The 23972-nt window shown below is 70.6% G+C and carries 23 protein-coding genes; 4 read left to right on the top strand and 19 right to left on the bottom strand.

Annotation, left to right across the window (positions count from 1 at the left end; translation table 11 throughout):
- Positions 1-39 precede the first annotated feature (39 nt).
- From ACIP84_RS22650 to ACIP84_RS22685, 8 genes are all read right to left on the bottom strand, one after another.
- Positions 40-237, bottom strand: coding sequence for a hypothetical protein (locus tag ACIP84_RS22650; protein WP_355960935.1), 198 nt, complete (start codon positions 235-237; stop codon positions 40-42).
- A gap of 141 nt (positions 238-378) precedes the next feature.
- Positions 379-642, bottom strand: a complete 264-nt coding sequence (locus ACIP84_RS22655; protein WP_355960933.1) for a hypothetical protein — start codon at positions 640-642, stop codon at positions 379-381.
- 143 nt (positions 643-785) lie between these two features.
- The gene (locus tag ACIP84_RS22660; RefSeq protein ID WP_355960931.1) at positions 786-1739 is read right to left on the bottom strand and encodes a WYL domain-containing protein; all 954 of its coding nucleotides are present in this window, start codon (positions 1737-1739) and stop codon (positions 786-788) included.
- A 16-nt stretch (positions 1740-1755) separates the two neighbouring features.
- Positions 1756-2712 (bottom strand): WYL domain-containing protein, encoded by a 957-nt coding sequence (locus tag ACIP84_RS22665; protein ID WP_355960928.1) that lies wholly within the window; start codon positions 2710-2712, stop codon positions 1756-1758.
- Positions 2713-2981: 269 nt separating this feature from the next.
- Positions 2982-3362, bottom strand: coding sequence for an FKBP-type peptidyl-prolyl cis-trans isomerase (locus tag ACIP84_RS22670; RefSeq protein ID WP_073915041.1), 381 nt, complete (start codon positions 3360-3362; stop codon positions 2982-2984).
- A 43-nt stretch (positions 3363-3405) separates the two neighbouring features.
- Positions 3406-4347, bottom strand: a complete 942-nt coding sequence (locus ACIP84_RS22675) for an FKBP-type peptidyl-prolyl cis-trans isomerase (protein WP_401799729.1) — start codon at positions 4345-4347, stop codon at positions 3406-3408.
- Positions 4348-4464: 117 nt separating this feature from the next.
- Positions 4465-5826 (bottom strand): Pup--protein ligase, encoded by a 1362-nt coding sequence (pafA, locus tag ACIP84_RS22680; RefSeq protein WP_055598404.1) that lies wholly within the window; start codon positions 5824-5826, stop codon positions 4465-4467.
- Between the two features lie 69 nt (positions 5827-5895).
- Positions 5896-7176, bottom strand: a complete 1281-nt coding sequence (locus ACIP84_RS22685) for an MFS transporter (protein WP_401799732.1) — start codon at positions 7174-7176, stop codon at positions 5896-5898.
- Positions 7177-7310: 134 nt separating this feature from the next.
- Here ACIP84_RS22685 and ACIP84_RS22690 point away from each other — a divergent pair, with 134 nt between their 5' ends.
- Positions 7311-8330: a LacI family DNA-binding transcriptional regulator gene (locus tag ACIP84_RS22690; protein WP_401799735.1), complete on the top strand. Its 1020-nt coding sequence runs from the start codon at positions 7311-7313 to the stop codon at positions 8328-8330.
- Between the two features lie 65 nt (positions 8331-8395).
- On the opposite strand, the gene prcA is transcribed toward ACIP84_RS22690, so the two are convergent.
- From prcA to arc, 5 genes are all read right to left on the bottom strand, one after another.
- Positions 8396-9148, bottom strand: coding sequence for a proteasome subunit alpha (gene prcA / locus ACIP84_RS22695; protein ID WP_355969125.1), 753 nt, complete (start codon positions 9146-9148; stop codon positions 8396-8398).
- 46 nt (positions 9149-9194) lie between these two features.
- Entirely contained in the window at positions 9195-10034 is an 840-nt protein-coding gene (gene prcB / locus ACIP84_RS22700; RefSeq protein WP_355969122.1) for a proteasome subunit beta, read from the bottom strand.
- A 160-nt stretch (positions 10035-10194) separates the two neighbouring features.
- The gene (locus tag ACIP84_RS22705) at positions 10195-10407 is read right to left on the bottom strand and encodes a ubiquitin-like protein Pup (RefSeq protein WP_030315996.1); all 213 of its coding nucleotides are present in this window, start codon (positions 10405-10407) and stop codon (positions 10195-10197) included.
- Positions 10408-10566: 159 nt separating this feature from the next.
- Complete coding sequence (dop, locus tag ACIP84_RS22710) at positions 10567-12078, bottom strand: depupylase/deamidase Dop (protein ID WP_355969118.1); 1512 nt, start codon at positions 12076-12078, stop codon at positions 10567-10569.
- Positions 12079-12258: 180 nt separating this feature from the next.
- Positions 12259-14025: a proteasome ATPase gene (arc, locus tag ACIP84_RS22715; protein WP_073915061.1), complete on the bottom strand. Its 1767-nt coding sequence runs from the start codon at positions 14023-14025 to the stop codon at positions 12259-12261.
- A gap of 253 nt (positions 14026-14278) precedes the next feature.
- Between arc and ACIP84_RS22720 the strand changes: the two genes are divergently transcribed.
- Complete coding sequence (locus ACIP84_RS22720) at positions 14279-14590, top strand: ferredoxin (protein WP_355969114.1); 312 nt, start codon at positions 14279-14281, stop codon at positions 14588-14590.
- Positions 14591-14594: 4 nt separating this feature from the next.
- Here the strand turns inward: ACIP84_RS22720 and ACIP84_RS22725 are convergent, their stop codons facing one another.
- The 3 genes from ACIP84_RS22725 to ACIP84_RS22735 form a co-directional block, all read right to left on the bottom strand.
- Positions 14595-15173 (bottom strand): hypothetical protein, encoded by a 579-nt coding sequence (locus ACIP84_RS22725; RefSeq protein ID WP_401799741.1) that lies wholly within the window; start codon positions 15171-15173, stop codon positions 14595-14597.
- A gap of 182 nt (positions 15174-15355) precedes the next feature.
- Positions 15356-16243, bottom strand: a complete 888-nt coding sequence (locus tag ACIP84_RS22730) for a tRNA (adenine-N1)-methyltransferase (protein WP_015032448.1) — start codon at positions 16241-16243, stop codon at positions 15356-15358.
- Positions 16244-16261: 18 nt separating this feature from the next.
- On the bottom strand, positions 16262-17395 hold the full coding sequence (locus ACIP84_RS22735; protein ID WP_401800031.1) for a site-2 protease family protein: 1134 nt from the start codon (positions 17393-17395) through the stop codon (positions 16262-16264).
- 180 nt (positions 17396-17575) lie between these two features.
- On the opposite strand from ACIP84_RS22735, the gene ACIP84_RS22740 reads away from it, so the two are divergent.
- Positions 17576-18478: a RecB family exonuclease gene (locus tag ACIP84_RS22740; protein WP_389035476.1), complete on the top strand. Its 903-nt coding sequence runs from the start codon at positions 17576-17578 to the stop codon at positions 18476-18478.
- A gap of 42 nt (positions 18479-18520) precedes the next feature.
- Positions 18521-19198 (top strand): response regulator transcription factor, encoded by a 678-nt coding sequence (locus tag ACIP84_RS22745; RefSeq protein WP_073915076.1) that lies wholly within the window; start codon positions 18521-18523, stop codon positions 19196-19198.
- Positions 19199-19391: 193 nt separating this feature from the next.
- Here the strand turns inward: ACIP84_RS22745 and ACIP84_RS22750 are convergent, their stop codons facing one another.
- The 3 genes from ACIP84_RS22750 to ACIP84_RS22760 form a co-directional block, all read right to left on the bottom strand.
- On the bottom strand, positions 19392-20972 hold the full coding sequence (locus tag ACIP84_RS22750; protein WP_401799745.1) for an ABC transporter substrate-binding protein: 1581 nt from the start codon (positions 20970-20972) through the stop codon (positions 19392-19394).
- A 77-nt stretch (positions 20973-21049) separates the two neighbouring features.
- On the bottom strand, positions 21050-22639 hold the full coding sequence (locus ACIP84_RS22755) for an ABC transporter substrate-binding protein (RefSeq protein WP_401799748.1): 1590 nt from the start codon (positions 22637-22639) through the stop codon (positions 21050-21052).
- Between the two features lie 530 nt (positions 22640-23169).
- Positions 23170-23868, bottom strand: coding sequence for an HAD family phosphatase (locus tag ACIP84_RS22760; RefSeq protein ID WP_355969099.1), 699 nt, complete (start codon positions 23866-23868; stop codon positions 23170-23172).
- Positions 23869-23972: the final 104 nt, after the last annotated feature.

Here is a 23972-nt window from a genome sequence, read left to right on the forward strand (position 1 = left end):
CCCGGTTCGGGGCCGCTTCACGCAGCGTACGGCACGGACTCAGCGCAGGGACTCGCCCGTTCGGGCCAGACCGACGGCGGCCGTTTCGAGGTCGTCGGCGGCCTGAGTGATCCGCTGTGTGGTGTGGGCCACTTGACGGCCGAGGCGCTGGACCTCGAGGAAGACCCGGACGGCGAGGACGCCGAGGACGGCGATGCCGAGGAAGCCGAGGGCGATGGCGAGCATGGGCCAGAACATGTGCTGAGCCTAGACGTTGGGAGCGGCGGGCCCGGCGGCCGGGCCGTGGCCCGGGGCCGGAGGGCCCGTGCGGCCGTGTCCCGCCGGATTCGGACCGTCGTGTCGAGCCCGGGGCTCAGACCGTCGTGTCGAGCCCGGCGCTCAGACCGTCGTGTGGAGCCGCAGGGTGCGGACGCCGCCGCCGGTGAGAAGTTCGACGATGCGCTCTCCGGCGGGTTTGCGGACGGAGCTGCCGCACTCGGGGCAGGTGAAGGAGTAGAAGGTGGTGCGGCGGCTGGCCCCGATGGCGAGGCGCAGGGCGCTCGCGGAGAGCTCGAAGCGGGAGCGGCAGTCGGGGCAGGCGGCCTTGAAGAAGACCGGGGCCACTGTCGCCGTAAAACCGTGCATCACGGACATTTCCCTCATCTCTCGACTTCTGCACCCCACGCGCCACGGGCCGCGCGGCCCATCCGTCCGCACCTGCCTCGGCGCGCCGTGTCCGTCACCCCACCGGTCACCAGGTCAGCGACGTCACCACGTCAGTAACAGCGTCCCCCGGGCGGGGAACGTCACTCGCCCTCGTACGCGGCGAGCGCCGCGGCCGCCGCCGTCCTGGCGTTGTCGGCGAGCTCCTGCGGCGCGACGATCCGTCCGTCGCTGCCCAGCCGCAGCGCCAGCCGGCGCAGCGAGGCCGGATCCGGCGTCCGCAGGGTGACCCGCAGCCCGCCGTCGGGCAGCTCGTCAGCCCGGTCGTGCGGGTAGTACTCGGCGACCCAGCGCCCGCCGGGACCGACCTCGACGACGACCTCGGGGTCGTCGGCGGAGGGCTGGACCAGACCCGCGGAGAGGTCGCGCAGCTCGAGCTCGGGCGGCGCCGCGTGCTCGTCGAGGATGCGGATCTCGGCCACGCGGTCGAGCCGGAAGGTGCGGCGCGCCTCGGAGAGCCGGCACCACGCCTCCATGTAGGTGTGGCCGACGGCGAAGAGCCGGATCGGGTCGACCTCGCGCTCGGTGAGCTCGTCGCGGGCGGGCGAGTAGTAGCGCACCCAGAGGCGGCGGCGCTCGGAGATCGCCCGGTCGACCTCGGCGAAGACGCCGCCCTCGGACTCGAAGGTCACCGAGAGCCGGGAGCTGGCCCCGGCGGCCTCGCCGGCGGCGGCCTCCAGCTTGGCGGTGGCGCGCAGCAGCGCCTCGCGGTCGCTCTCCCGGAGCCCGGGCAGGGTGGCGACGGCGCGGGCGGCGACCAGGAGGGCGGTCGCCTCGTCGGCGGCGAGCCGCAGCGGCGCGGCGACGTCGTCCGGGTTGTGCCACCAGATCCGGTCGCCGTCGGTGTCGATGTCGAGGAGGTCCCCGCCGCGGAAACTTGTGCCGCACATGGGCAGCACGTCCAGGTCGGAGATCAGCTCGTCCTCGGTGATCCCGAAGGCGCGGGCGACATCGGCGACGTGGGCGCCGGGGCGCTCACGGAGATAGGTGACGAGCGAGAGCATCCGCCTCGTCTGGTCGATCGCGTTGGCAGCCATGCGGTACGTCTCCCCCTCAGCCCTTGGCCACGGCGCGCAGCCGGTCCACCACGTCGGCCCGCAGATCGGCCGGTTCCAGTACGACGACATCGGGTCCGAACTCGACGAGCCAGGCGTCGAGGCCGTGCCCGTACGGGATCTCCAGCTCGTCCCAGCCGTCGGTGCCCTCGGTCAGGGACTGGGCGCGGGCGCGCAGCGGGTAGCCGCAGCCGGTGCGCAGCCGGATCCGGGCGGAGCGGGTGGCGGTCTCGCCGGCCCAGCTCTCCACGGTCTCGCGGACGGTGACGACGTCGGGCACGGGCGCGGTGAAGGCGCCGGCGCGGGAGCGGACCTTGCCGGTGATGCGGGAGAGCCGGAAGACGCGCTCGGCGCCGCGGTCGCGGTCCCAGCCGGCCAGGTACCAGTGGCCGCGCCAGCATTCGAGGGTCCAGGGCTCGACCTGGCGGACCTCGGGGCGGGCGGCGTTGGCCTTGCGGTAGTCGAAGGAGACGGGCCGGCGGTCGCGGCAGGCCAGCATCAGCGGTTCGAAGGCGGCCTCGTGGACGGGGATCCGCGGTTCGAGGGCGCTGGGCTGGGTGTCGTACGAGTCCTCGGCCTCCGGCATGCCGGCGGCGCGCAGCTTCTGCAGGGCGCCGCTGGCGGCCCCGGCGAGGCGGGCCTGCTGCCAGACCTTGGCGGCGAGGCCGAGGGCGGCGGCCTCTTCGGCGTCCAGGGTGATGGGCGGCAGCCGGTTGGAGTCGCGGCGGGCGAGGTAGCCGGTGTCGCCCTCCAGGTTCTCGACGGTCTCGATGACGAGGCCGAGCTCGCGGAGGTCGTCCTTGTCGCGCTCGAACATGCGGTTGAAGGCGTCGTCGCCGCTCGCTTCGAGGTAGGCCTCGATGGAGCCGCGGAGCTCCCGCTTGCTCAGCGGGCGGCGTGTCCCGAGCAGGCACAGCGCGAGATTCATCAGCCGCTCGGACTTGGCAATCGCCATCGACGCCCCGCACCCCTTCGCCGTTCCACTTCTCGGACGTCCGACCGTACCGCCCCGGGGTGTCGGGACCAAAGCCGGGACCGAGGCACGGACGGGAGCCGGACCGGGGCGGGGCCGGAGCCCGGACCGCAGCCGGGGCCGGCGCCCGTACGGCGGCGGGGCCGGAGCCCCCGCCGCGGTGCCGGGCCCGGGCCGGGACACGGCCGAGGGCCCCCGCCGGGGATGGCGGGGGCCCTCGGAGCGACCGGAACCCGGTCGGGGTGCGCGGGTCAGCGCTTGGTGACGCCCACGAGGTCGCAGACGAAGATCAGCGTCTCGCCCGGGGCGATCTTGCCGCCGGCGCCGCGGTCGCCGTAGGCGAGGTGCGCGGGGATGACCAGCTGGCGGCGGCCGCCGACCTTCATGCCCTGGACGCCCTGGTCCCAGCCCTGGATGACCTGACCGGCACCGAGGTGGAAGTCGAGCGGGGCGCCGCGGTTCCAGGAGGCGTCGAACTCCTCGCCGGAGTCGAAGGACACACCGACGTAGTGGACCTTCACGAAGTCACCGGCTTCGGCGAGGTCGCCGTCGCCCTCCCAGAGGTCCTTGATCTCCAGGTCCTTCGGCGGCTCGCCACCCGGGAAGTCGATCTCGGGCTTCTCGATGCTCACTGAACTGCTCCTCATACTGATGAACTGCGTGATCGGGACAGTCTTACATCTTCGCCAGGATGTCCACGGCGAACACCAGCGTGGAGTTCTTCGGGATGCCCTGCTGCTCCTTGTCGCCGAAGGCCTCGGACGGCGGGGCGACGATGAGGACGCGGCTGCCGACCGTCTTGCCGACGAGACCGTCCTTGAGGCCCTTCAGCGTGAGCTGCGCGAGCGGGAAGTTCGCGGGCTTGCCCGAGGTGTACGTCGAGTCGAAGACCTTGCCGTCCTTCCACAGGGCGGCGACGTAGTTCACGACGACCGTGTCGGTGGCCGTCACGGCCTCGCCCTTGGCCTCGAGGACGTAGTTCGAGACGAGCTTGGTCGGCGGGTCGACCTTGGGGACCGTCAGCGAGGGGGCCTTGCCGTCGGTGTTCGTGCCGACCTTCGGCAGGTCCTTGTTGTCCTGGGCGACCGGCGTGCCGGTGGCGGACTTGGGGATCGTGACGGACTTCAGGATGTCCACGACGAAGACGAGGGTGGCGTTCGGCTTGATGCTCGGCGGCGAGCCCTTCTCGCCGTAGCCGAGCTCCGGCGGGATGCCGACCTCGATGCGGCTGCCGACCTTCTGGCCTTCGAGGGCCTGCTCCCAGCCCTTGATGACCTGGCCCTCGCCCAGCGTCACGCTGAAGGGCTGGCCGCGGTCGAAGCTGTTGTCGAAGGGGGTGGTGGAGTCCCAGGCCTGACCCAGGTAGTTCACCGAGAGCGCGTCGCCCTTCTTCGTCACCGCGCCCTTGCCCTCGCTGATGACGTTGACCTTGAGTTCCTTGGGCGGGTCGCCCTCGCCCTTGGCGAGGGTCGGCTTCTCGCCGAACTTGGCCCCCGCGGTGATGGCGGGCAGCCCGTTCGTCATCGAAGCGGAATCGGAGCCCTTGTCGTCGCTGCCGCACGCCGCTGTGGAGAGCAGCAGCAGCGGGACGACGAGAAGGCCGGCAAGTCGGCGCACGTGTTCCTCAGATCTCAGACGGCACAGTAGTTGTCCCGACACTCTAGGGGACCCTCCTGTCACGTCGAGGGCCCCGCACGCCAAACGTGCGGGGCCCACATCGCCGGTGCGACCGGCCTACATTCCGGCGATCAGCTTTTCGACGCGGTCGTCGACGGAGCGGAACGGGTCCTTGCACAACACCGTGCGCTGTGCCTGGTCGTTCAGCTTGAGGTGGACCCAGTCGACGGTGAAGTCCCGTCGCTGCTCCTGGGCGCGGCGGATGAAGTCGCCGCGGAGCCGGGCACGAGTGGTCTGCGGGGGCACCGACTTGCCCTCGAAGATCTTCATGTCGTTGCAGATCCGGGCCGCCTGCCCGTTCTTCTGCAGCAGGTAGTACAGCCCACGGCGGCGGTGGATGTCGTGGTAGGCGAGGTCTATCTGCGCGACCCTCGGGTTCGACATGGTCATGTTGTGCTTGGCCCGGTAGCGCTCGATGAGCCGGTGCTTCATGACCCAGTCGATCTCGGTCTCGATCCGGTCGAGCCGCTCGCTCTCGATCGCGTCGAGCGTGCGGCCCCACAGCTCCAGGACCTGGGCGACGGTGCCGTTCCGGATCCCGCGGCGGTCGACGAAGTCGACGGCCTTCTCGTAGTACTCGCGCTGGACCTCCAGGGCGGAGGCCTCGCGGCCGCTGGCGAGCCGGACCTTGCGCTGCCCGGTGATGTCGTGGCTGACCTCGCGGATGGCCCGGATCGGGTTCTCCAGGGTCAGGTCGCGCATCACGGTGCCGGCCTCGATCATGCGGAGGACGAGGTCGGTGGCGCCGACCTTGAGGAGCATGGTCGTCTCGGACATGTTCGAGTCGCCGACGATGACGTGGAGCCGGCGGTAGCGCTCGGCGTCCGCGTGCGGTTCGTCACGGGTGTTGATGATGGGGCGTGAGCGGGTGGTCGCGGAGCTGACGCCCTCCCAGATGTGCTCGGCACGCTGGGAGACGCAGAACACCGCTCCGCGCGGGGTCTGGAGGACCTTTCCCGCGCCGCAGATGAGCTGCCGGGTGACCAGGAACGGAATGAGGATGTCCGCGAGCCGGGAGAACTCTCCGTGGCGGGCGACGAGATAGTTCTCGTGGCAGCCGTAGGAGTTTCCGGCCGAGTCGGTGTTGTTCTTGAAGAGGTAGACGTCGCCCGCGATTCCCTCCTCGTGCAGGCGGCGTTCGGCGTCGACGAGCAGGCCCTCGAGAATGCGCTCACCGGCCTTGTCGTGGGTGACCAGTTCGGTCACGTTGTCGCATTCCGGTGTGGCGTATTCCGGATGCGATCCCACGTCGAGGTACAGGCGGGCGCCGTTCCGCAGGAAGACATTGCTGCTGCGGCCCCATGACACGACACGGCGGAAGAGGTAGCGCGCCACTTCGTCAGGAGACAGTCGGCGCTGTCCCCTGAACGTGCACGTGACGCCGTACTCGTTCTCCAGCCCGAAAATGCGGCGGTCCATGTCTGAACATTACGCCTGACGGCCTGTGCTGAAACCGGGTTGGACGTTCCCGTTTCGATCATTTTCCGATCAGTGCGTGTTCTTTTCCGTGTGTACGGAGGTGGGGGCGCCCGCACCGACGGCGTGTCGCGGCTCGGCCCCGGGGGTTTCGGGGGCCGAGGGCACGTGGAGGACCCGGCCGGTGGCGAGCAGGACGAGGAGGGCGGCGACGCCGCCCGCCCCGGCGACGGCGAATCCGGCGACCGTCCCGGCGAGTTCGACGGCGGGGCCCGCTGCGGCGGAGCCGAGGGCGGAACCGACGCCGAAGGTGGTGACGAGCCAGGAGAAGGCCTCGGTGACCGTGCCGCGCGGCGCGTGCCGGTCCACGACGATGAACGCGCAGGCGAGGACGGGCGCCAGGAAGACGCCGGCGAGGGCCGCGAGGGCGGTCATGGCGACGGGGCCGGGGGTGAGCACCAGCGGCAGGTAGCAGACGGCGAGGAGCAGCACCAGGACGCGGAGTCGCCGTTCGGGGGCTCCGGACCACTGCCGGGTGCCGTAGGTGACCCCGCCGACGAGCGCGCCGAGGCCGAGCGCGGCCATCAGCCAGCCGTAGACGGACGGGGTGCCCCGGTCGTCGGCGTACGCGACGGCGGCGACGGTGATGGAGCCGAGCGCGAGGCCGACGAAGAAGAACGAGCCGAGGAGGGCGAGGAGGCCCGGGGAGCGCAGGGCGCCCAGCCAGTGGGCCTCCCGGGGCGCGGAGCGCCAGGTGCGGGAGGGCTCGGAGAGGACGACGGCGAGGGCGCCGAGGACGCCGAGGAGGTTGATGACCAGGAGGGCGGCGGCGGGCGACCAGAGGGAGACCAGGAGGGTCAGCAGCAGGGGGCCGACGGTGAACATGACCTCCTGCGCGACCGCGTCCATGGCGTACGCGCGGTGGACCCGGTCCTCGCGGCCGAGGACGCTCGGCCACAGGGCTCTCAGGCCGCCCTCCAGGGGTGGTGTGAAGAGTCCGGCGACGACGACGGCCGCGTAGGCGAGGCCGAGGTGGCCGATGCCGGTGAGGGCGAGCAGGGCCATGCCGAGGGCGGAGAGGACCGCGGCGGGCAGCTGGACGCGGGGCTGGCCCTTGAGGTCGACGGCGCGGCCGAGGAGGGGCTGGCCGACGGCTGTGGCGACGCCGTAGGCGGCGATGAGGCCGCCGGCCAGGGTGTAGCTGCCGCCCTGGTCGCGGACGAAGAGGGTGAGGGCGATGGGGCCGACGCCGTTGGGCAGGCGCCCCACGAGGGTGCCGGCCAGCAGCCGGGCCGCGTGCGGCGCCCGGAGTATGTCGAGATAGCCGCCTCGCGCCGGGGCCTCGGTGGCCATGTGGTCTCCCCTCGCCTCGGACCGCGCCGAGGTTTTACGTATAACTTCCGTGGTCATACGTACCATGTCGGCAGCGCGCGGGTCCACCCCGCGCCCAGTGACCGGTCCGTCGACCGCCCGACGCGGAGGCTTGTGTGCAGACCCCGGAGCCGCTCGGCGGCACCCGCCCCACCAGCCGGGACGTCGCCCGGACGGCGGGCGTCTCCCAGGCCACCGTCTCCCTCGTGCTCGGCGACAAGTGGCGCGGCCGTGTGTCGGAACGCACCGCCGAGGCCGTGCGCGGGGCCGCCCGGGAGCTCGGCTACCGGCCCAACCTGGCCGCCCGCAACCTGCGCCTCGGCCGCACCCGCACCGCCATGCTCGTCGTCCCGGCCCTCACCAACGAGTTCTTCGCGCACGTCTACACGGGAGCGGCCGCCGCGGCGGCCCGGCACGGCTTCGGCGTGGTCCTCTACCCCTCCCCCGACGGCCTGGGCCCCGCGCGGGACCCCTTCGCCTCGGCGCAGGCCGCGCTCGACGGGGTGATCGCCTCCTCGATGGCGACCGGCGCCCTGGAGGCCTTCCGGGGCACCGACCTCCCGCTCGTCATGCTCGACAGCGACCCGGCCGGCCCCGGGGCCGCCGCCCATGTGAACCTCGACGTCGCCGACGGCATGCGCCGGGTGACCGACCACCTGCTCGCCCTGGGGCACCGCCGCTTCCTGCACCTGGCGTCCGCGGCCCCGTCCTGGACCTTCGACGTGCGGGCCGCCGCCCTGGCCCACGCCCTGCGCGGCACGGAGGTGCGCACCGTGCGCTCACCGCTGAACGTCGCGGACGCGTGGGAGGTCGCGGGCCGGGCCCTCGCCGCCCCCGGGCCCCGGCCCACGGCGGTGATCTGCGACGACGACATCCTCGCGGTCGGCGTCTGCAAGGCGGCACGCCGGCTCGGACTGCGGGTCCCCGAGGACCTGTCGGTGACCGGTTTCGACGACATGGCCCTGGCGACGGTGGTCGACCCGGAGCTCACCACCGTGCGGCTGCCCGCCGAGGAGTTCGGCCGGCGGGGCATGGAGGCCCTCCTCGCGGTCCTCGCGGGCGAACGGCCCCGGCCGGACACCCTTCCCGTCTCCCTGGTCCCCCGGGGCTCCTCGGGGCCCGCACCGGCGGCCTGAGGCCGGACGCGCCGGAGGGGCCCCGACCGCGCACCGCGGACCGGGGCCCCTCCGGGCCGTGCCGACTACTCCTCGGGAGCCTCGTCCGAAGGCTCGTCCGTCTTCGTCACCGCCGCGTCGTCCGCCTCCAGGAGGCGCGACAGCTGACGGCCGACGATCCGCTTGAACTTGCGCTGCTGCGGCCGCGTGCGGTCCAGGACCGCCACCTCCAGGCGCTCCGCGGGGATCTCCCGCTCGCTGCCGTTGGTGTCCCGCGAGAGCGCCTGCACGGCCAGCCTCAGGGCCTCGGCCAGGGACATGCCGTCCCGGTGCCGCTGGTCCAGGAAGGAGCCGATCTGCTCGGCGTTGCCGCCGACCGCGACCGAGCCATGCTCGTCCACGATCGAGCCGTCGTGCGGCAGCCGGTAGATCTGGTCGCCCGACGCCTCGGTGCCGACCTCGGCGACGACCAGCTCCACCTCGTACGGCTTCTCCCCCGCGCTGGAGAAGATCGTGCCGAGGGTCTGGGCGTAGACGTTGGCCAGGCCGCGCGCGGTGACGTCGTCCCGGTCGTAGGTGTAGCCCCGCAGGTCGGCGTAGCGGACGCCGCCGATGCGGAGGTTCTCGTACTCGTTGTACTTGCCGGCGGCCGCGAAGCCGATCCGGTCGTAGATCTCGCTGAACTTGTGCAGCGCGCGGGACGGGTTCTCACCGACGAAGACGATCCCGTCGGTGTACTGGAGGACGACAAGGCTGCGGCCTCGGGCGATGCCCTTGCGGGCGTACTCCGCCCGGTCGGCCATGGCCTGCTGGGGTGAGACGTAGAACGGAGTGGACACCGGCGGTCCGTCCCTTTCTTCTGGGCTTCAGTCGGGCGACGAGTGGTCAGAGCAGGGCGGCGCGGGGCCCGTCGGGCTCCTCGAGGCGCCGCTCGGTGACCGACCGGGCCAGGGCGGAGGACTCGGCCTCCGTGAGCCTGCGGTAGCCCTCGTCCGTGATGACCGTGACGATCGGGAAGATCCGGCGTGCCATGTCCGGGCCCCCGGTCGCCGAGTCGTCGTCCGCCGCGTCGTAGAGCGCCTGCACGACCAGCGTGGTGGCCTCCTGCTCGGTCAGGTCGGCGCGGTAGAGCTTCTTCATCGAGCCGCGCGCGAAGATCGAGCCGGAGCCGGTGGCGGCGTACCCGTGTTCCTCGGAGCGTCCGCCGGTCACGTCGTAGGAGAAGATCCGGCCCTTCTCCTTGCCCTCGTCCCAGCCCGCGAAGAGCGGGACGACGGCGAGCCCCTGCATGGCCATGCCCAGGTTGCCCCGGATCATGGTGGAGAGACGGTTCGCCTTGCCCTCCAGGGAGAGCGTGACGCCCTCCACCTTCTCGAAGTGCTCCAGCTCCAGCTGGAACAGTTTGACCATCTCCACGGCGAGGCCGGCGGTGCCGGCGATGCCGACGGCGGAGTACTCGTCGGCAGGGAAGACCTTCTCGATGTCCCGCTGCGCGATCATGTTGCCCATGGTGGCCCGCCGGTCACCGGCGAGCACGACCCCGCCGGGGAACGTGGCCGCCACGATGGTCGTCCCGTGCGGGGCCTCGACGACCCCGTCGGGGAGCTTCCGCCCGCCCGGCAGCATCTCCGGCGAGTGGTCCGCCAGGAAGTCGATGAACGAGGACGAGCCCGGCGTCAGGAAGGCCGCCGGCAGACGCCCGGTGCTACGAGGGTTGGCTTCCACGCGATTCCTTCCGGGTGGGAGAGTCGGCCCGCCGTGGGAAGCGCCGGCCGATCTTGCTTGCTGTGCACGGACCTTACCCGTGCCACCGCTTGTCATCCGTCCCCGGGCCCACGGCTTTCGCCGGGGCTCCGGGGACGGGGACGACAGACGCGCCGAGCGGCTACTCGCCGCCCTTCTGCACAAACGACCGAACGAAGTCCTCGGCGTTCTCCTCGAGGACGTCGTCGATCTCGTCCAGGACGGAGTCCACGTCGTCGCTCAGCTTCTCCTGGCGCTCCTGCAGGTCGGAGCTCGCCTCCGTGGTGGTCTCCTCGACCTCCTCCGTGGAACGCGTCGCCTTCTGCTGTCCGCCGCCGGTGTCCTTGGTCGCCATATCCCTCACCCCGCTCGAATCGGCCCGCTCGGTTGAGTCCGTACAAGATCAGACCCTATAGGGCGGGTCCCCTTTCGGCCCCGCAGTTTCGACAACGCCCGGGCACTGTTTCCATGATTCCCAGTGCCGGGGTATTTCAGGCCCCCGCGGGGCCTCGGATCAGCCGCCGGACAGGACCCGCACCAGTTCCTCGGCGGTCCTGCAGCGGTCCAGGAGCGACTTCACATGGGCTTTGGTGCCCCGCAGCGGCTCCAGGGTGGGGACGCGCTGGAGGGAGTCGCGGCCGGGCAGGTCGAAGATCACCGAGTCCCAGGAGGCCGCCGCGACGTCGTCGGCGTACTGCTCCAGGCACCGGCCCCGGAAATAGGCCCGGGTGTCCTCCGGAGGGGCCGTCTCGGCCCGCTCCACCTCGGCCTCGTCCAGGAGCCGCTTCATGCGCCCGCGTGCCGCCAGACGGTTGTAGAGGCCCTTCTCGGGGCGTACGTCCGCGTACTGGAGGTCGACCAGGTGCAGCCGGGCGGCGTCCCAGTCCAGGTCGTCCCGGCGCCGGTAGCCCTCCATGAGCTCCCGCTTGGCGATCCAGTCGAGCTCGCCCGCCAGGCTCATGGGGTCGTTCTCGAGCCGGTTGAGCGTGTCCTCCCAGCGGACCAGGACGTCCTTGGTCTGCTCGTCGGCGTCCGCTCCGTACCGCTCCTCCACGTACTTCCTGGCCAGCTCGAAGTACTCCATCTGGAGCTGCACCGCGGTGAGTGTCCGGCCGCTGCGCAGCGTGACCAGGTACTGGAGGGTCGGGTCGTGCGAGACCTGGTGGAGGGTCCGTACCGGCTGGTCGACGGCGAGGTCGACGGTGATGAACCCGTCCTCGATCATCGAGAGCACCAGGGCGGTGGTGCCCAGCTTGAGGTAGGTCGAGATCTCCGAGAGGTTGGCGTCGCCGATGATCACGTGCAGGCGGCGGTACCTCTCGGCGTCGGCGTGCGGCTCGTCCCGGGTGTTGATGATGGGCCGCTTGAGGGTGGTCTCCAGGCCGACCTCGACCTCGAAGTAGTCGGCGCGCTGGCTGATCTGGAAGCCGTTCTTGCGGCCGTCCTGGCCGATGCCGACCCGTCCCGCGCCGGTGACGACCTGACGGGAGACGAAGAAGGGCGTCAGGTGGCGCACGATGTCCGAGAAGGGGGTCTCCCGCTTCATCAGGTAGTTCTCGTGCGTGCCGTAGGAGGCGCCCTTGTTGTCGGTGTTGTTCTTGTAGAGGTGGATCGGCTGGGCCCCGGGGAGCTGCGCCGCCCGCTCGGCGGCCTCCGCCATGATCCGCTCGCCGGCCTTGTCCCAGCGGACGGCGTCGAGCGGGTTGGTGACCTCGGGCGAGCTGTACTCGGGGTGGGCGTGGTCCACGTAGAGGCGGGCCCCGTTGGTGAGGATCACGTTGGCCAGGCCGATGTCCTCGTCGGTGAGCTGGCTGGAGTCGGCGGCCTCGCGGGCGAGGTCGAAGCCGCGGGCGTCCCGCAGCGGGTTCTCCTCCTCGAAGTCCCAGCGGGCGCGGCGCGCCCGGTGCATCGCCGCCGCGTAGGCGTTGACGATCTGGGACGAGGTGAGCATGGCATTGGCGTTCGGGTGTCCCGGGACGGAGATCCCGTACTCCGTCTCGATGCCCATTACTCGCCGTACGGTCATGCGGCCCTCCTTGCCCGGCGGCGCTCACTGTGCGCGACTCGGCGGTACCGATGAGCCTAGAGCGGCTCCGCGCTGGTGGGGAGATCGGTTGCGTATTTCCCTGTGATGCCGGGGGAAATGCTGGATGGAATGCGTCGGCTGCGGATGCCCGGTTTCCGGACATCCGCAGCCGGAGGCGTTTTACAGGTACTGACCGGTATTGGCCACCGTGTCGATGGAGCGCCCGGTGTCCGCGCCCTGCTTTCCGGTGACGAGGGTGCGGATGAACACGATCCGCTCGCCCTTCTTTCCGGAGATCCTGGCCCAGTCGTCGGGGTTGGTGGTGTTGGGCAGGTCCTCGTTCTCCTTGAACTCGTCCACGCACGCCTGGAGGAGGTGGGAGACCCGGATGCCCTTCTGGTTGTGGTCGAGGAAGGCCTTGATGGCCATCTTCTTGGCCCGGTCGACGATGTTCTGGATCATCGCGCCGGAGTTGAAGTCCTTGAAGTAGAGGACTTCCTTGTCGCCGTTGGCGTACGTGACTTCGAGGAAGCGGTTCTCCTCGGATTCGGCGTACATCTGCTCGACGACGGACTGGATCATTCCGTGGGCGGCCGCCGCCTTGGAGCCGCTGTGCTCGGAGATGTCGTCCGAGTGGAGCGGCAGGGTGGCGGTGAGGTACTTCGCGAAGATGTCCTTCGCGGCCTCGGCGTCCGGACGCTCGATCTTGATCTTGACGTCGAGCCGGCCGGGTCGCAGGATCGCGGGGTCGATCATGTCCTCGCGGTTGGAGGCGCCGATGACGATGACGTTCTCCAGGCCCTCCACACCGTCGATCTCGGCGAGCAGCTGGGGGACGATGGTGTTCTCCACGTCCGAGCTGACACCGGATCCGCGGGTGCGGAAGAGGGATTCCATCTCGTCGAAGAAGACGATGACGGGGGTGCCCTCGCTCGCCTTCTCCCGGGCACGCTGGAAGACGAGGCGGATGTGCCGCTCGGTCTCGCCGACGTACTTGTTGAGGAGCTCGGGGCCCTTGATGTTGAGGAAGTAGGACTTCCCCGCGGGCTGGCCGGTCACCTCGGCGACCTTCTTGGCCAGGGAGTTGGCCACGGCCTTCGCGATCAGCGTCTTGCCGCAGCCGGGCGGGCCGTAGAGCAGGATGCCCTTGGGCGGACGGAGTTCGTGCTCCTTGAAGAGGTCCGGGTAGAGGTAGGGGAGCTCGACCGCGTCCCTGATCAGTTCGATCTGGTTGCCCAGGCCGCCGATCTTGTTGTAGTCGACGTCCGGGACCTCTTCGAGAACGAGCTCTTCGACCTCGCTCTTGGGGACCACCTCGTACACGTAGCCGGACCTGGAGTCGAGCAGCAGGGCGTCGCCGGGGCGGATGGTGACGTCCAGCAGAGGCTCGGCGAGCCTCACCACCCGCTCCTCGTCGGTGTGCCCGACCACCAGGGCGCGCTCGCCGTCCTCGAGGATCTCCTTGAGGGTGACGATGTCCCCGGCGCGCTCGAACTCCATGGCCTCGACCACGTTGAGCGCTTCGTTGAGCATGACTTCCTGGCCGCGCTTGAGCTCTTCGAGCTCGATGCTCGGGCTGACGTTCACCCGGAGCTTGCGGCCCCCGGTGAAGATGTCGCACGTGCCGTCCTCATTGGCCTGCAGGAAGACACCGAAGCCGGCCGGCGGCTGCGCGAGCCGGTCGACTTCCTCCTTGAGGGCCACGATCTGGTCGCGGGCCTCACGGAGCGTGTTCGCCAGTCGTTCGTTCTGCGCGGACACGCCGGCCAGGCTGGTCTGCAGCTCGACGATCCGCTCTTCGAGAATCCTCGTGTGTCGCGGAGAGTCGGCGAGCTTGCGGCGCAGGACGGCGATTTCCTGCTCGAGATAGGCAACCTGACCGGCGGGGTCTTCAGACCCCCGCCCCGGCCGGATGCCGCGGTTGATGTCGTCGTCGTGGGCTGCCACGGTCCTCACCTCCTCCAAGGGGAGCTGGACGCTTCCTGACCCTACCTGCGTGGGTGGTGATTGAAACCCCTAGATCAAAAAGACTCCGAGGTGTGTCCGATCTTCACCCTTGCGCTTCCCCTGTCGACAGGGGAATACCCACCCTTCGCAGGTTGAAAGCGGGCGGTTGTATCGTCGTCGTGGGTCAACACCCGTCAGAGGCGGCCCGACTTACCCGCGAGAAGCGACACGCGAAGCAGAAACGGCAGGAGATATGACCGTGCAGCACGAGGCTCCGTCCACGGGCGCCGCAGAGGCGCTGGAGGTCTGGATCGACCAGGACCTGTGCACCGGGGACGGGATCTGCGCGCAGTACGCTCCCGAGGTCTTCGAGCTGGACATCGACGGGCTCGCATATGTGAAGAGCGCCGACGACGAGCTGCTCCAGGACACCGGTGCCACGACACCGGTCCCGCTGACGCTGCTCCAGGACGTGGTGGACTCGGCGAAGGAGTGCCCGGGCGACTGCATCCATGTGCGCCGGGTCGAGGACAAGGTCGAGGTGTACGGCCCCGACGCGGAGTGACGGGTCAGGCGCCGCGCGCTTCGGCCTGTCCGGTGCGGACGAAGGCGCCGCCCTTCCAGTGCCAGCTGACCTGCTCCTTCTCGTCGGGGCAGCAGCTGGGCACGTCGGGGGACGAGTAGCCGAGCAGGGTGGCGTGCACCGCTCCGTCGCGTACGGAGAAGTCGGTGACGCTCTTGAGGAGCTCGGGTGCGACGAGGGTGGCCACCACGCGCGCGGGCGCGCCGGCCCGCTTGCCGCGGGTGAGGACGTAGACGCCGCTCGGCGGCGTGCCGGAGCCCGCTTCGCAGTGCACGACCGCAACGGTCTCGGGGTTCCCGTCTCCGTCGAGGTCCCCGGACGCCCGCTTGGCGACCTTGTGGGGCGCTCCCCCGCAGTCCAGCGGGTAGGCGACCCCGGCGGCCTCGGGGGCCGGTGCGGGGCGCGGTGCCGTGGCGGTGGTCGCGGTGGCTCCGGCGGGGCCTGGCTGCAGGAGGCCCGCGAGGGCGACGACCGCGGCGGTCGCGGTGGCGGTGGCGAGCCAGTGGGCCGGCCGGGCGTGGGTGTGTGCGAGGTCCGCGAGGTCCGGGGCGGCGGAGGGCTGCACGCGAGACGTCTCCTGTGGGGTGGTGCGGCGGTTTCGGGCATCGTGCCACACGTCACAGGGGGACGGAACCGTCGGGGTCGGCCTCGTGCGGGGCCGCGTGCCCGTCGAACATGAGGACGCCGCCGCCGAGTTCCGCGCGGGGGCGGAGAACTCGGCGGCGGCGCGCCGTGGGTGTCGGGACGTCAGCCCTTGTTGGGGCCCTCGTAGTCCTCGCCGTAGGCGCCCTTGGCCGGCCGGCGGCGGCGCATCGGGGGCTCGACGCCGTCCGCGAGGCGGCGGGCGGTGACGAGGAAGCCGGTGTGGCCGATCATGCGGTGATCGGGGCGGACGGCGAGGCCCTCGACGTGCCAGTTGCGGATCATGGATTCCCAGGGCTGCGGCTCGGCGTAGCAGCCGAACTCGCGGATGGACTCCACGGTGCGGGCGAGCTGGGTGGTGGTCGCCACGTAGCAGCAGAGGATGCCGCCGGGGACGAGCGCCTTGGAGACGGCCTCCAGGCACTCCCAGGGGGCGAGCATGTCCAGGATGACGCGGTCGACGTCGGTGTCGGACAGGTTGTCCTGGAGGTCGCCGACGGTCAGCTGCCACGCGGGGTGGGGGCCGCCGAAGTAGCGTTCGACGTTGCCCTTCGCGATCTCGGCGAAGTCCTCGCGGCGCTCGTAGGAGTGCAGCATGCCGCTGTCTCCGATGGCGCGCAGGAGGAAGCTGCTCAGCGAGCCCGAGCCCACTCCCGCTTCCACGACGCGGGCGCCGGGGAAGATGTCGGCGAAGGCCAGGATCTGCCCCGCGTCCTTGGGGTAGACCACGGCGGCGCCGCGGGGCATGGACAGGACGTAGTCGGGGAGCAGGGGGCGCAGCGCGAGGTAGGCGACGTTTCCGGTGGTGCGGACAACGCTGCCCTCGGGGGCGCCGATCAGTTCGTCGTGCGGGAAAGAACCCTTGTGGGTGTGGAAGTTCTTTCCCTCTTCGAGCGTGAACGTGTAGTGACGGCCCTTGGGGTCGGTCAGCTGAACCTGGTCCCCGACCTTGAAGGGCCCGCGTCGGCGGGCGGCACCGGTCGGTTCGGACATGTGACCAGAGTACAAGGACTACGAGGAGGGTCGTGCCATGGCCTTGACGAAGGCGCGCTCGACGTCGGTGGTGGAGAGGACTCCGTAGATCTCGCCGGTGTCCTCGACGACGAGGTACTCGGTGGCCGGGCTGGCGCGGAGGTGGTCGAGGAGGGGCTGGCCGGTGAGTTCGGCGGGGACGCGCATGCCGTCGGTGAGGTCCTGGGCGAGGGTGCTGACGGCGACCCAGGGGCGGCGGTGCTCGGGGACGGCGGCGATGGCGGCCTCGCGGACGATCGCGGTGGGGAGGCCGTGGCCGTCGACGACGACGAGGGCGCGGGCGCCCGCCTCGTTGGCGCGGCGGAGGGCCTCAGAGAGGGGGGTGACGGGCTCGACGGGGATGGCGCGGCGGGTGAGGGTGCGGGCCCGGAGCTCGGGGAGGTGTTCGCGGAGGCGGGCCATGCGGAGGCTGTTGCCCGCGCCGGTCCAGATGATGGCGGCCAGGATGGCGGCGAGCAGGGCGTCGGTGACGGTGTTGAGGCCGCTGATGTCCTCGGTGGAGTTGCCGAGGAAGCCGGTGCGGGTGAGCAGGGGCAGTCCGACGAGGACGAGGACGGCGAGGGCGCGGCCGACCCAGGCGGCGGCGATGGTGCCGCTCATGGGCTTGCCGGTGATCTTCCAGACGACGGCGCGGAGCATCCGGCCGCCGTCGAGGGGGAGGCCGGGGAGCAGGTTGAAGATCGCGACGATGAGGTTGGAGATCATCAGGCCGGCGAGGAGGACGCCGGGGACGGTGCCGGGCTCGACGGCGTACATCGAGAGATAGAACACGCCGGCGAGGACGAGGGAGAGGAGGGGGCCGACGAAAGCGAGGACGAACTCGCGGCCGGGGGTCTCGGTCTCCTTCTCGATCTCGGAGACGCCGCCGAAGAACTGGAGCTGGATGCGGCGCACCGGGAGCTTGAAGCGGAGCGCGGCGATGGTGTGGGCCAGTTCGTGGACGAGCACGGAGGCGTAGAAGGCGACGGCGAAGAAGAGGGAGACGAGGTAGCGGGCGGCGCCCAGTTCGGGCAGGACGCGCTCGATCTGGTCGCCGAAGACCCAGGTGATGAGGGCGGCGACGAGGAACCAGCTGGGGGCGACGTAGACGGGCACGCCGAAGGGGCGGCCCATGAGGATCCCGCCGCCGGGCTCCTCGGTCCGCTGCGGCTTGGGCTCGTCCTGGTTCACGGGTTCCTTTCGTCGCGGAGGGTGACCCACGTCGGTGTGTCACGGTTCGATCATGCAGTGCGACGGGGTCCCAGGTCGATGGTATTCCGCTCGCTGTCGGTGGCGGGTCGTAGGGTCTTCGTCATGAGTACGAGCGAGCAGGTGCCGGCGGAGCCCCGGGCGCCCATGTCGTTGTCGCCGTCGCGGGCGAGCGATTTCATGCAGTGTCCCCTGCTGTACCGGTTCCGGGTGATCGACCGGCTCCCGGAGAAGCCGAGCGAGGCGGCGACCCGGGGGACGCTGGTGCACGCGGTGCTCGAGCGGCTCTTCGACGATCCCGCGGTGGAGCGGACGGCTCCGCGGGCGCGGGCGATGGTCCCGGGCCAGTGGGACCGGCTCCTGGAGTCGAAGCCGGAGCTGGGTGAGCTGTTCGCGGAGGATCCGGAGGGCGAGCGGCTCGCGGGCTGGCTGGGTGAGGCGGAGCGGCTGGTCGAGCGGTGGTTCACGCTGGAGGACCCGACGCGCCTCGAGCCCGCCGAGCGGGAGCTGTTCGTGGAGACGGAGCTGGATTCGGGGCTGCGCCTGCGCGGGGTGATCGACCGGATCGACGTGGCGCCGTCGGGTGACGTGCGGATCGTCGACTACAAGACGGGCAAGGCGCCGCGGCCGGAGTACCGGGACGGGGCGCTGTTCCAGATGACGTTCTACGCGCTGGTGGTGTGGCGGCTGCGGCAGGTCATCCCGCGGCGGCTGCAGCTGGTGTACCTGGGCAGCGGGGAGGTGCTGACGTACGACCCGGTGGAGGCGGATCTGCTGCGGGTGGAGCGGAAGCTGCTGGCGCTGTGGGAGGCGATCCGGCTGGCGACGGAGACGGGCGACTGGCGGCCGCGTCCGACGAAGCTGTGCGGCTGGTGCGATCACCAGGCGGTGTGTCCGGAGTTCGGGGGGACTCCGCCGGTCTATCCGCTGAAGATCGTTCCCGCGCGCCCGCCGGAGTCGGGCGATTCGGGGCAGGGCAGAATGGGCCTGGCCCCGCCGGCGCCGTAGTGCCGGTGTACCTCGTGAGCTCAGCCCCGTGAAGGAGCCCTTGTGACGATCCGCGTCCTCTTGGTCGACGATCAGCCGCTGCTGCGCACCGGCTTCCGGATGATTCTGGAGGCGGAGCAGGACATCGCGGTGGTGGGTGAGGCCGGGGACGGCCTCCAGGCACAGGACCAGGTGCGGGCGCTGCAGCCGGACGTGGTGCTGATGGACATCCGGATGCCGCGGATGGACGGGGTGGAGGCGACCCGGCAGATCACGGGTCCGGGCCGGGACGGTCCGGCGAAGGTGCTGGTGCTGACGACCTTCGATCTCGACGAGTACGTGGTGGAGGCGCTGCGGGCGGGGGCGAGCGGTTTCCTCCTGAAGGACGCCCCGGCGAACGAGCTGGTGCAGGCGATCCGGGTGGTGGCGGCCGGTGAGGCGATGCTGGCGCCGTCGATCACGCGCCGGCTGCTCGACAAGTACTCGGCGCATCTGCCGACGGGCGAGGAGCAGGTGCCGGACACGCTGAACACCCTGACGGACCGTGAGGTCGAGGTGCTGAAGCTGGTGGCCCGGGGCCTGTCGAACGCGGAGATCGCGGCGGACCTGTTCGTCAGCGAGACGACGGTGAAGACGCATGTGGGTCATGTGCTGACGAAGCTGGGCCTGCGGGACCGGGTGCAGGCCGCGGTGTACGCGTACGAGAGCGGTCTGGTGCGGCCGGGGGCCAACGGGCAGTAGCCCCGGCGGCCCGAGCGGGTACGGCGGGAGCGGATACGGCGGGAGGGGCCCGGGGCGCGTGGTGCGCGCCGGGCCCCTCCTGCCGTGTCCGGGGACGGATCTCGTGTCCGGGGACGGATCGCCTGGCCGGGGACGGATCCCCTGGCCGCTGACGGATCGCCTGGCGGGGACGGATCGCCTGGCCGGTGGCCTGTCAGCCCTTGCGGATCTCCCAGAAGCGGAAGACCGTCGAGGCGTCGAGGGTCCATTCCAGGCCCGTGACGCCCTGGCGGGCGACGGCGTACTGCTTGCCCTGCCAGAGCGGCAGGAGGGGCAGCTGCTCGGCGACGAGGTCCTGGAGCTTGCCGTACTCGTCGGCGGTGGCGGCGCGGTCCGGGGCGGCGGCGGTCTTGGGGAGGAGGCTGCCGGTGATGGTGGCGTTCTCGTAGCGGTTGCCGAGGACGTTGCCCTCGCCGAAGAACGGGGTGGTGAAGTTGTCGGCGTCGGGGTAGTCGGGGACCCAGCCCTTGACGTAGACGCCGTACTTGCCGGCCGCGATGTCCTTCTCGTACTGGTCGTAGGCGACGGACTTGACGTCGGCGTCGAACAGGCCGCTGGCGTTGAGCTGCTCGGCGATGGCCTTGAGCTCCTGGTCGGTGGACGGGCCGTAGCGGCTGGGCGTGGACCAGAGGGTGAGCTTCACCTTGTCGGTGATGCCGGCGGCGCGCAGGGCCTTCTTCGCCTTGGCCGTGTCAGGGACGCCGTAGGTGTCGTAGAAGGCGGTGTTGTGTCCGGCGATGCCGGCCGGGACGATCGAGTACAGCGGCGTGGCCGTGGACTTGTAGACGCCTTCGACGAGGGCCTCGCGGTCGACGAGGTGGGCGATGGCCTGGCGGACGCCGAGCTTGCCGGCGACCGGGTCCTTCATGTTGAAGACCAGGTGCTGGACCTCGGCGCTGCTGCCCTGGACGACCTCGATGCCCTTGTCGTCCGTGGTCTCGGAGGTCTCGAGGGTCGCGATGTCCTCGGCGGAGAGGCCTCGGTAGGCGACGTCGACGTCTCCGTCGGCGAGACCCTTGGCGAGGGCGGAGCGGTCGCCGCCGTAGAGCTTGAGGGTGACGGCTTCGTTCTTGCGCTGCGCGGTGCCCTTGTAGCCGGAGTTGGCGGAGAAGGTGGCCTCGGTGGCGCTGAAGGAGTCCAGCTTGTAGGGGCCGGAGCCGGTGGCCTTGCCGTCGGTGCGCAGGGCGTCGGCGGGGTACTCGCGGTGGTCGACGATGGACCCGGCGCCGGAGGCGATCTTGCTGGGGAAGGTGGCGTCGGGGACCTTGAGGTGGAAGACGACGGTCCTCTCGTCCGGGGTCTCGATGCTCTTGATGGTGGCCAGCAGCGGCGCGGGGCCCGAGGGGTCGGCGATCCTGAGGGCGCGCTCGAAGGAGAACTTGACGTCCTCCGAGGTGAGCTTGTTGCCGTTGGAGAAGGTCAGGCCGTCGCGCAGGGTGCAGCTGTACACGGTGCTGCCGGTGGTGAAGCCGCACTCGTCGGCGGCCTCGGGCTCCGGCTCTGAGCCGCCCTTGGGGAAGGCCAGCAGGGACTGGAAGACGTTGTTGAACAGCAGCCAGGAGCCGGGGTCGTAGCCGGCCGCCGGGTCGGTGGCGACGATCTCGTCGGACATGCCGACGCGTATGCCGTTGCCGGAGTCGCCCGAGCCGCCCTGCTCGGTGCCGCAGCCGCTGAGGAGGGCGGCGGACAGACCGGCGGCGAGGGGGGCCGTCAGCCACTTGTTGTGCGTCTTCACAGAACGTGCCTCGTGATCTCTTGTCAGGCCGGCCGCGCGCGGGTGCGCGGCCGGTGTAACCGATCCAGTCGACGGGGTTATGCGGTACCGCGGCCCAGTTCCCAGAGCAGGAGGTCGGAGGACGTGTTGAGGGCGTACTCGACTCCGTTGAGGTCGTCGCGCGCGGCGACGTACTGCTTGCCCTGCCACAGCGGCAGGACGGGTACGTCCTCGGCGACGATCTTCTGGATCTGGTTGAAGACGGGGCTCGCGGCGGTGCGGTCGGCCTGGCGGCGCGAACGCGGGATGAGCTGGTCGCGGACGACCTTGTTCACGTACGGGGTGTTGAGGAAGTTGTCGCTGTCCAGGAACGGCGCGATGTAGTTGTCCGGGTCCGGGTAGTCGGGGAACCAGCCGAGTCCGTAGACGGCGTAGTCGCCGCGCTTCTGTGCGGTGCGGAACGTCGACCACTCGGCGCCCTGGACGGTGACGTCGAAGAGCTCGCTGGAGACGAGCTGCTTCTTGAGCGCCTCGAACTCCTCGGCGGTCTCGGCGCCGTAGTGGTCGGTGGTGTAGTTCAGCGTCAGCTTGACCGGGGTCTTGACGCCGGCGTCCTTGAGGAGCTTGGCGGCGCGGGCCTGGTCGGGCTCGCCGTAGGTGTCGAAGAAGGGGGTGGCGTGGCCGGTGATGCTGGAGGGGATCAGCGAGTACAGCGGCTCGGCGGTGGTGCCGTACACCCGGTTGACGAGGGCGCCGCGGTCGACGACGGCGGCCATGGCCTGACGGACGGCCTTCTCCTGGACGGCGGGGGCCTTGGTGTTGAAGCCGAGGTAGCGGATCTCCAGGCCGGGGACCTCGATGACCTCGATGCCGTCCTTGGGCGTCTCGGTGAGGTCCTTGACCTGCTTGCGGGACAGGGAGCGGGCCATCATGTCGATGTCGTCGCTCTCCAGGGCCCGGCCCATGGTGCTCGCGTCGGCGTAGGGGCGCAGCTCGACCTTCTCGTTGCGCAGGGTGATGTCGCCCTTGTAGGCGGGGTTCCTGGTGAAGACGAAGCGGGTGGCCTTGTCGCCCTCGCGCTCGACCTTCATGGTGTACGGGCCCGAGCCGTCGACGTCGAAGCCCTCGCGGAGCCGGCCGGCCTCGTACTTGTCCTTGCTGAGGATGCCGGCGACGGGGGTGGAGAGCTTGTACGGGAAGGTGGCGTCGGGGGTCTTCAGGTGGAAGACGACCTCGTCGGTGCCCTTGGTCTCGATGGTGTCGATGTTCGAGAGGAGGGCGGCGGTGCCGTTGTCCGACTTGATCTTCAGCACGCGCTCGATGGAGAACTTGACGTCCTCGGCGGTGATCGGGGTGCCGTCGGCGAAGGTGAGGCCGGCGCGCAGCTTGCAGCGGTAGCTCTCGCTGGCCTTGTCGGAGAATCCGCAGTTCTGGGCGGCCTCGGGGACGGGCTCGCCGCTGTCGCGGGGCACGTGCATCAGGGTCTGCACGGTCTGTCGCAGGATGTTCCAGGCGCCGGTGTCGTAGGCGAAGGCCGGGTCGAGCGGCGCGGGGGCGTCCGCGGTGGCGATGAACTGGTCCGTGGTGCCGACGACGATCGCTCCGCCTTCCTCCGCACCGCCGCAGGCGGCGAGCAGGGGGGCGAGCAGTCCGGCCACGGCCGGCAGCACCAGGGTCTTGCGGTTCATCAGGGACGATCTCCTCATCCGGCACTGGGATACAGCGGTCAGTGGAACTCCGCCGCCGGCCGCCCGGTCTGGGCGGGAGCGATCGGGCCGGGTGTTGCGATCGGTCCTGTGTTCACGGCGACTTGGGTGTGCGCCGGTGCACGCGGGTTATGCGGCGAAGTACTCGCGAAAGATTAGTGGGCGGCGCCGCTATTGCCTGACCACGGGGGGCCGCGGGGGTAATCGCACAGTGATCATGAATACGAGGGTCTCGATAGTCATGCGCCGGATGATGCGGACGGTGCCGATCGAAACGGGACACAGGGGGCGCCAAAACACGCCCCAATCGGACAGGGAACGCACGGAGGCCACCCACCGTCCGGCACTCTGCGTGACCAACGTCACGCAGGGGCCTTTTCGGCGAATGGCCTGATCGTTTTCTCCGGGCGTTCCCCGGGTGCACCGCGGGTGTCCCCCGGGTGCCCCCGGGGGTGTCTCCGCGGTATCTCCGGGGCGAAATCGCATTCGCCCGGGGGAAGCTCAGATAAAGCTCAGATTCCGGTGATCAATGTACGGAGGAAGGGCACGTCGACCTCTTCGAGGGAGCGCACGACGACCCGGCCCGGGGAGGGCGCGATCGGGGCGACCGAGGGCACCGCGACGACCCGGCAGCCGGCCGCCTCGGCGGCCGCCACCCCGGTCGCGGTGTCCTCGATGACGGCACAGAGCACGGGGTCGGCCCCGACCCCCTGGGCGGCCGCCAGGTACGGCTCCGGGTGCGGCTTGGTCCGGACGACCTCGTCGCCCGCGACGGTGAGCGCGAAGCGGTCGCGGCCGAGCGAGTGGAGGACCTTGTCGATGATCCGCCGGTGCGAGGCGGAGACCAGTGCGGTCGGGATGGAGTGCCGGCTCAGCTCGGCGAGGAGCCGTTCGGCGCCGGGCATGAGGGGCACACCGCGCGCGATGCGCTGCTCGAACTTCTCGTTGAGCAGGACGGTCAGCTCGGCGACGGTGATGTCGGCGCCGGTGGCCTCGATGAGGTAGCCCGCGCTGCGCGTCATCGGGCCGCCGACGACGACGTCCCGCCAGGCCTCGTCCAGCCGGTGTCCGAGGTCGGCGAAGGCCTCGACCTCCGCGTCCCACCAGAAGTCCTCCGTGTCGACGAGGGTCCCGTCCATGTCGAGGAAGACCGCCTGCAGGGCGGAGCTTCCGTTGGTACGGATCAGGGACGCGGGGACCGTACTGGTCATCCGGCACACCTCCATGGAGGGACGAGAAGGCCGGCCCCCCTCCCCGGTACGGGGAGGAAGACCGGCCTGCACTGGACCGATAAGTGTACGTCCGGATCACCGAA

It is taken from the genome of Streptomyces sp. NPDC088707 (assembly GCF_044752725.1).
GTDB lineage: Bacteria > Actinomycetota > Actinomycetes > Streptomycetales > Streptomycetaceae > Streptomyces.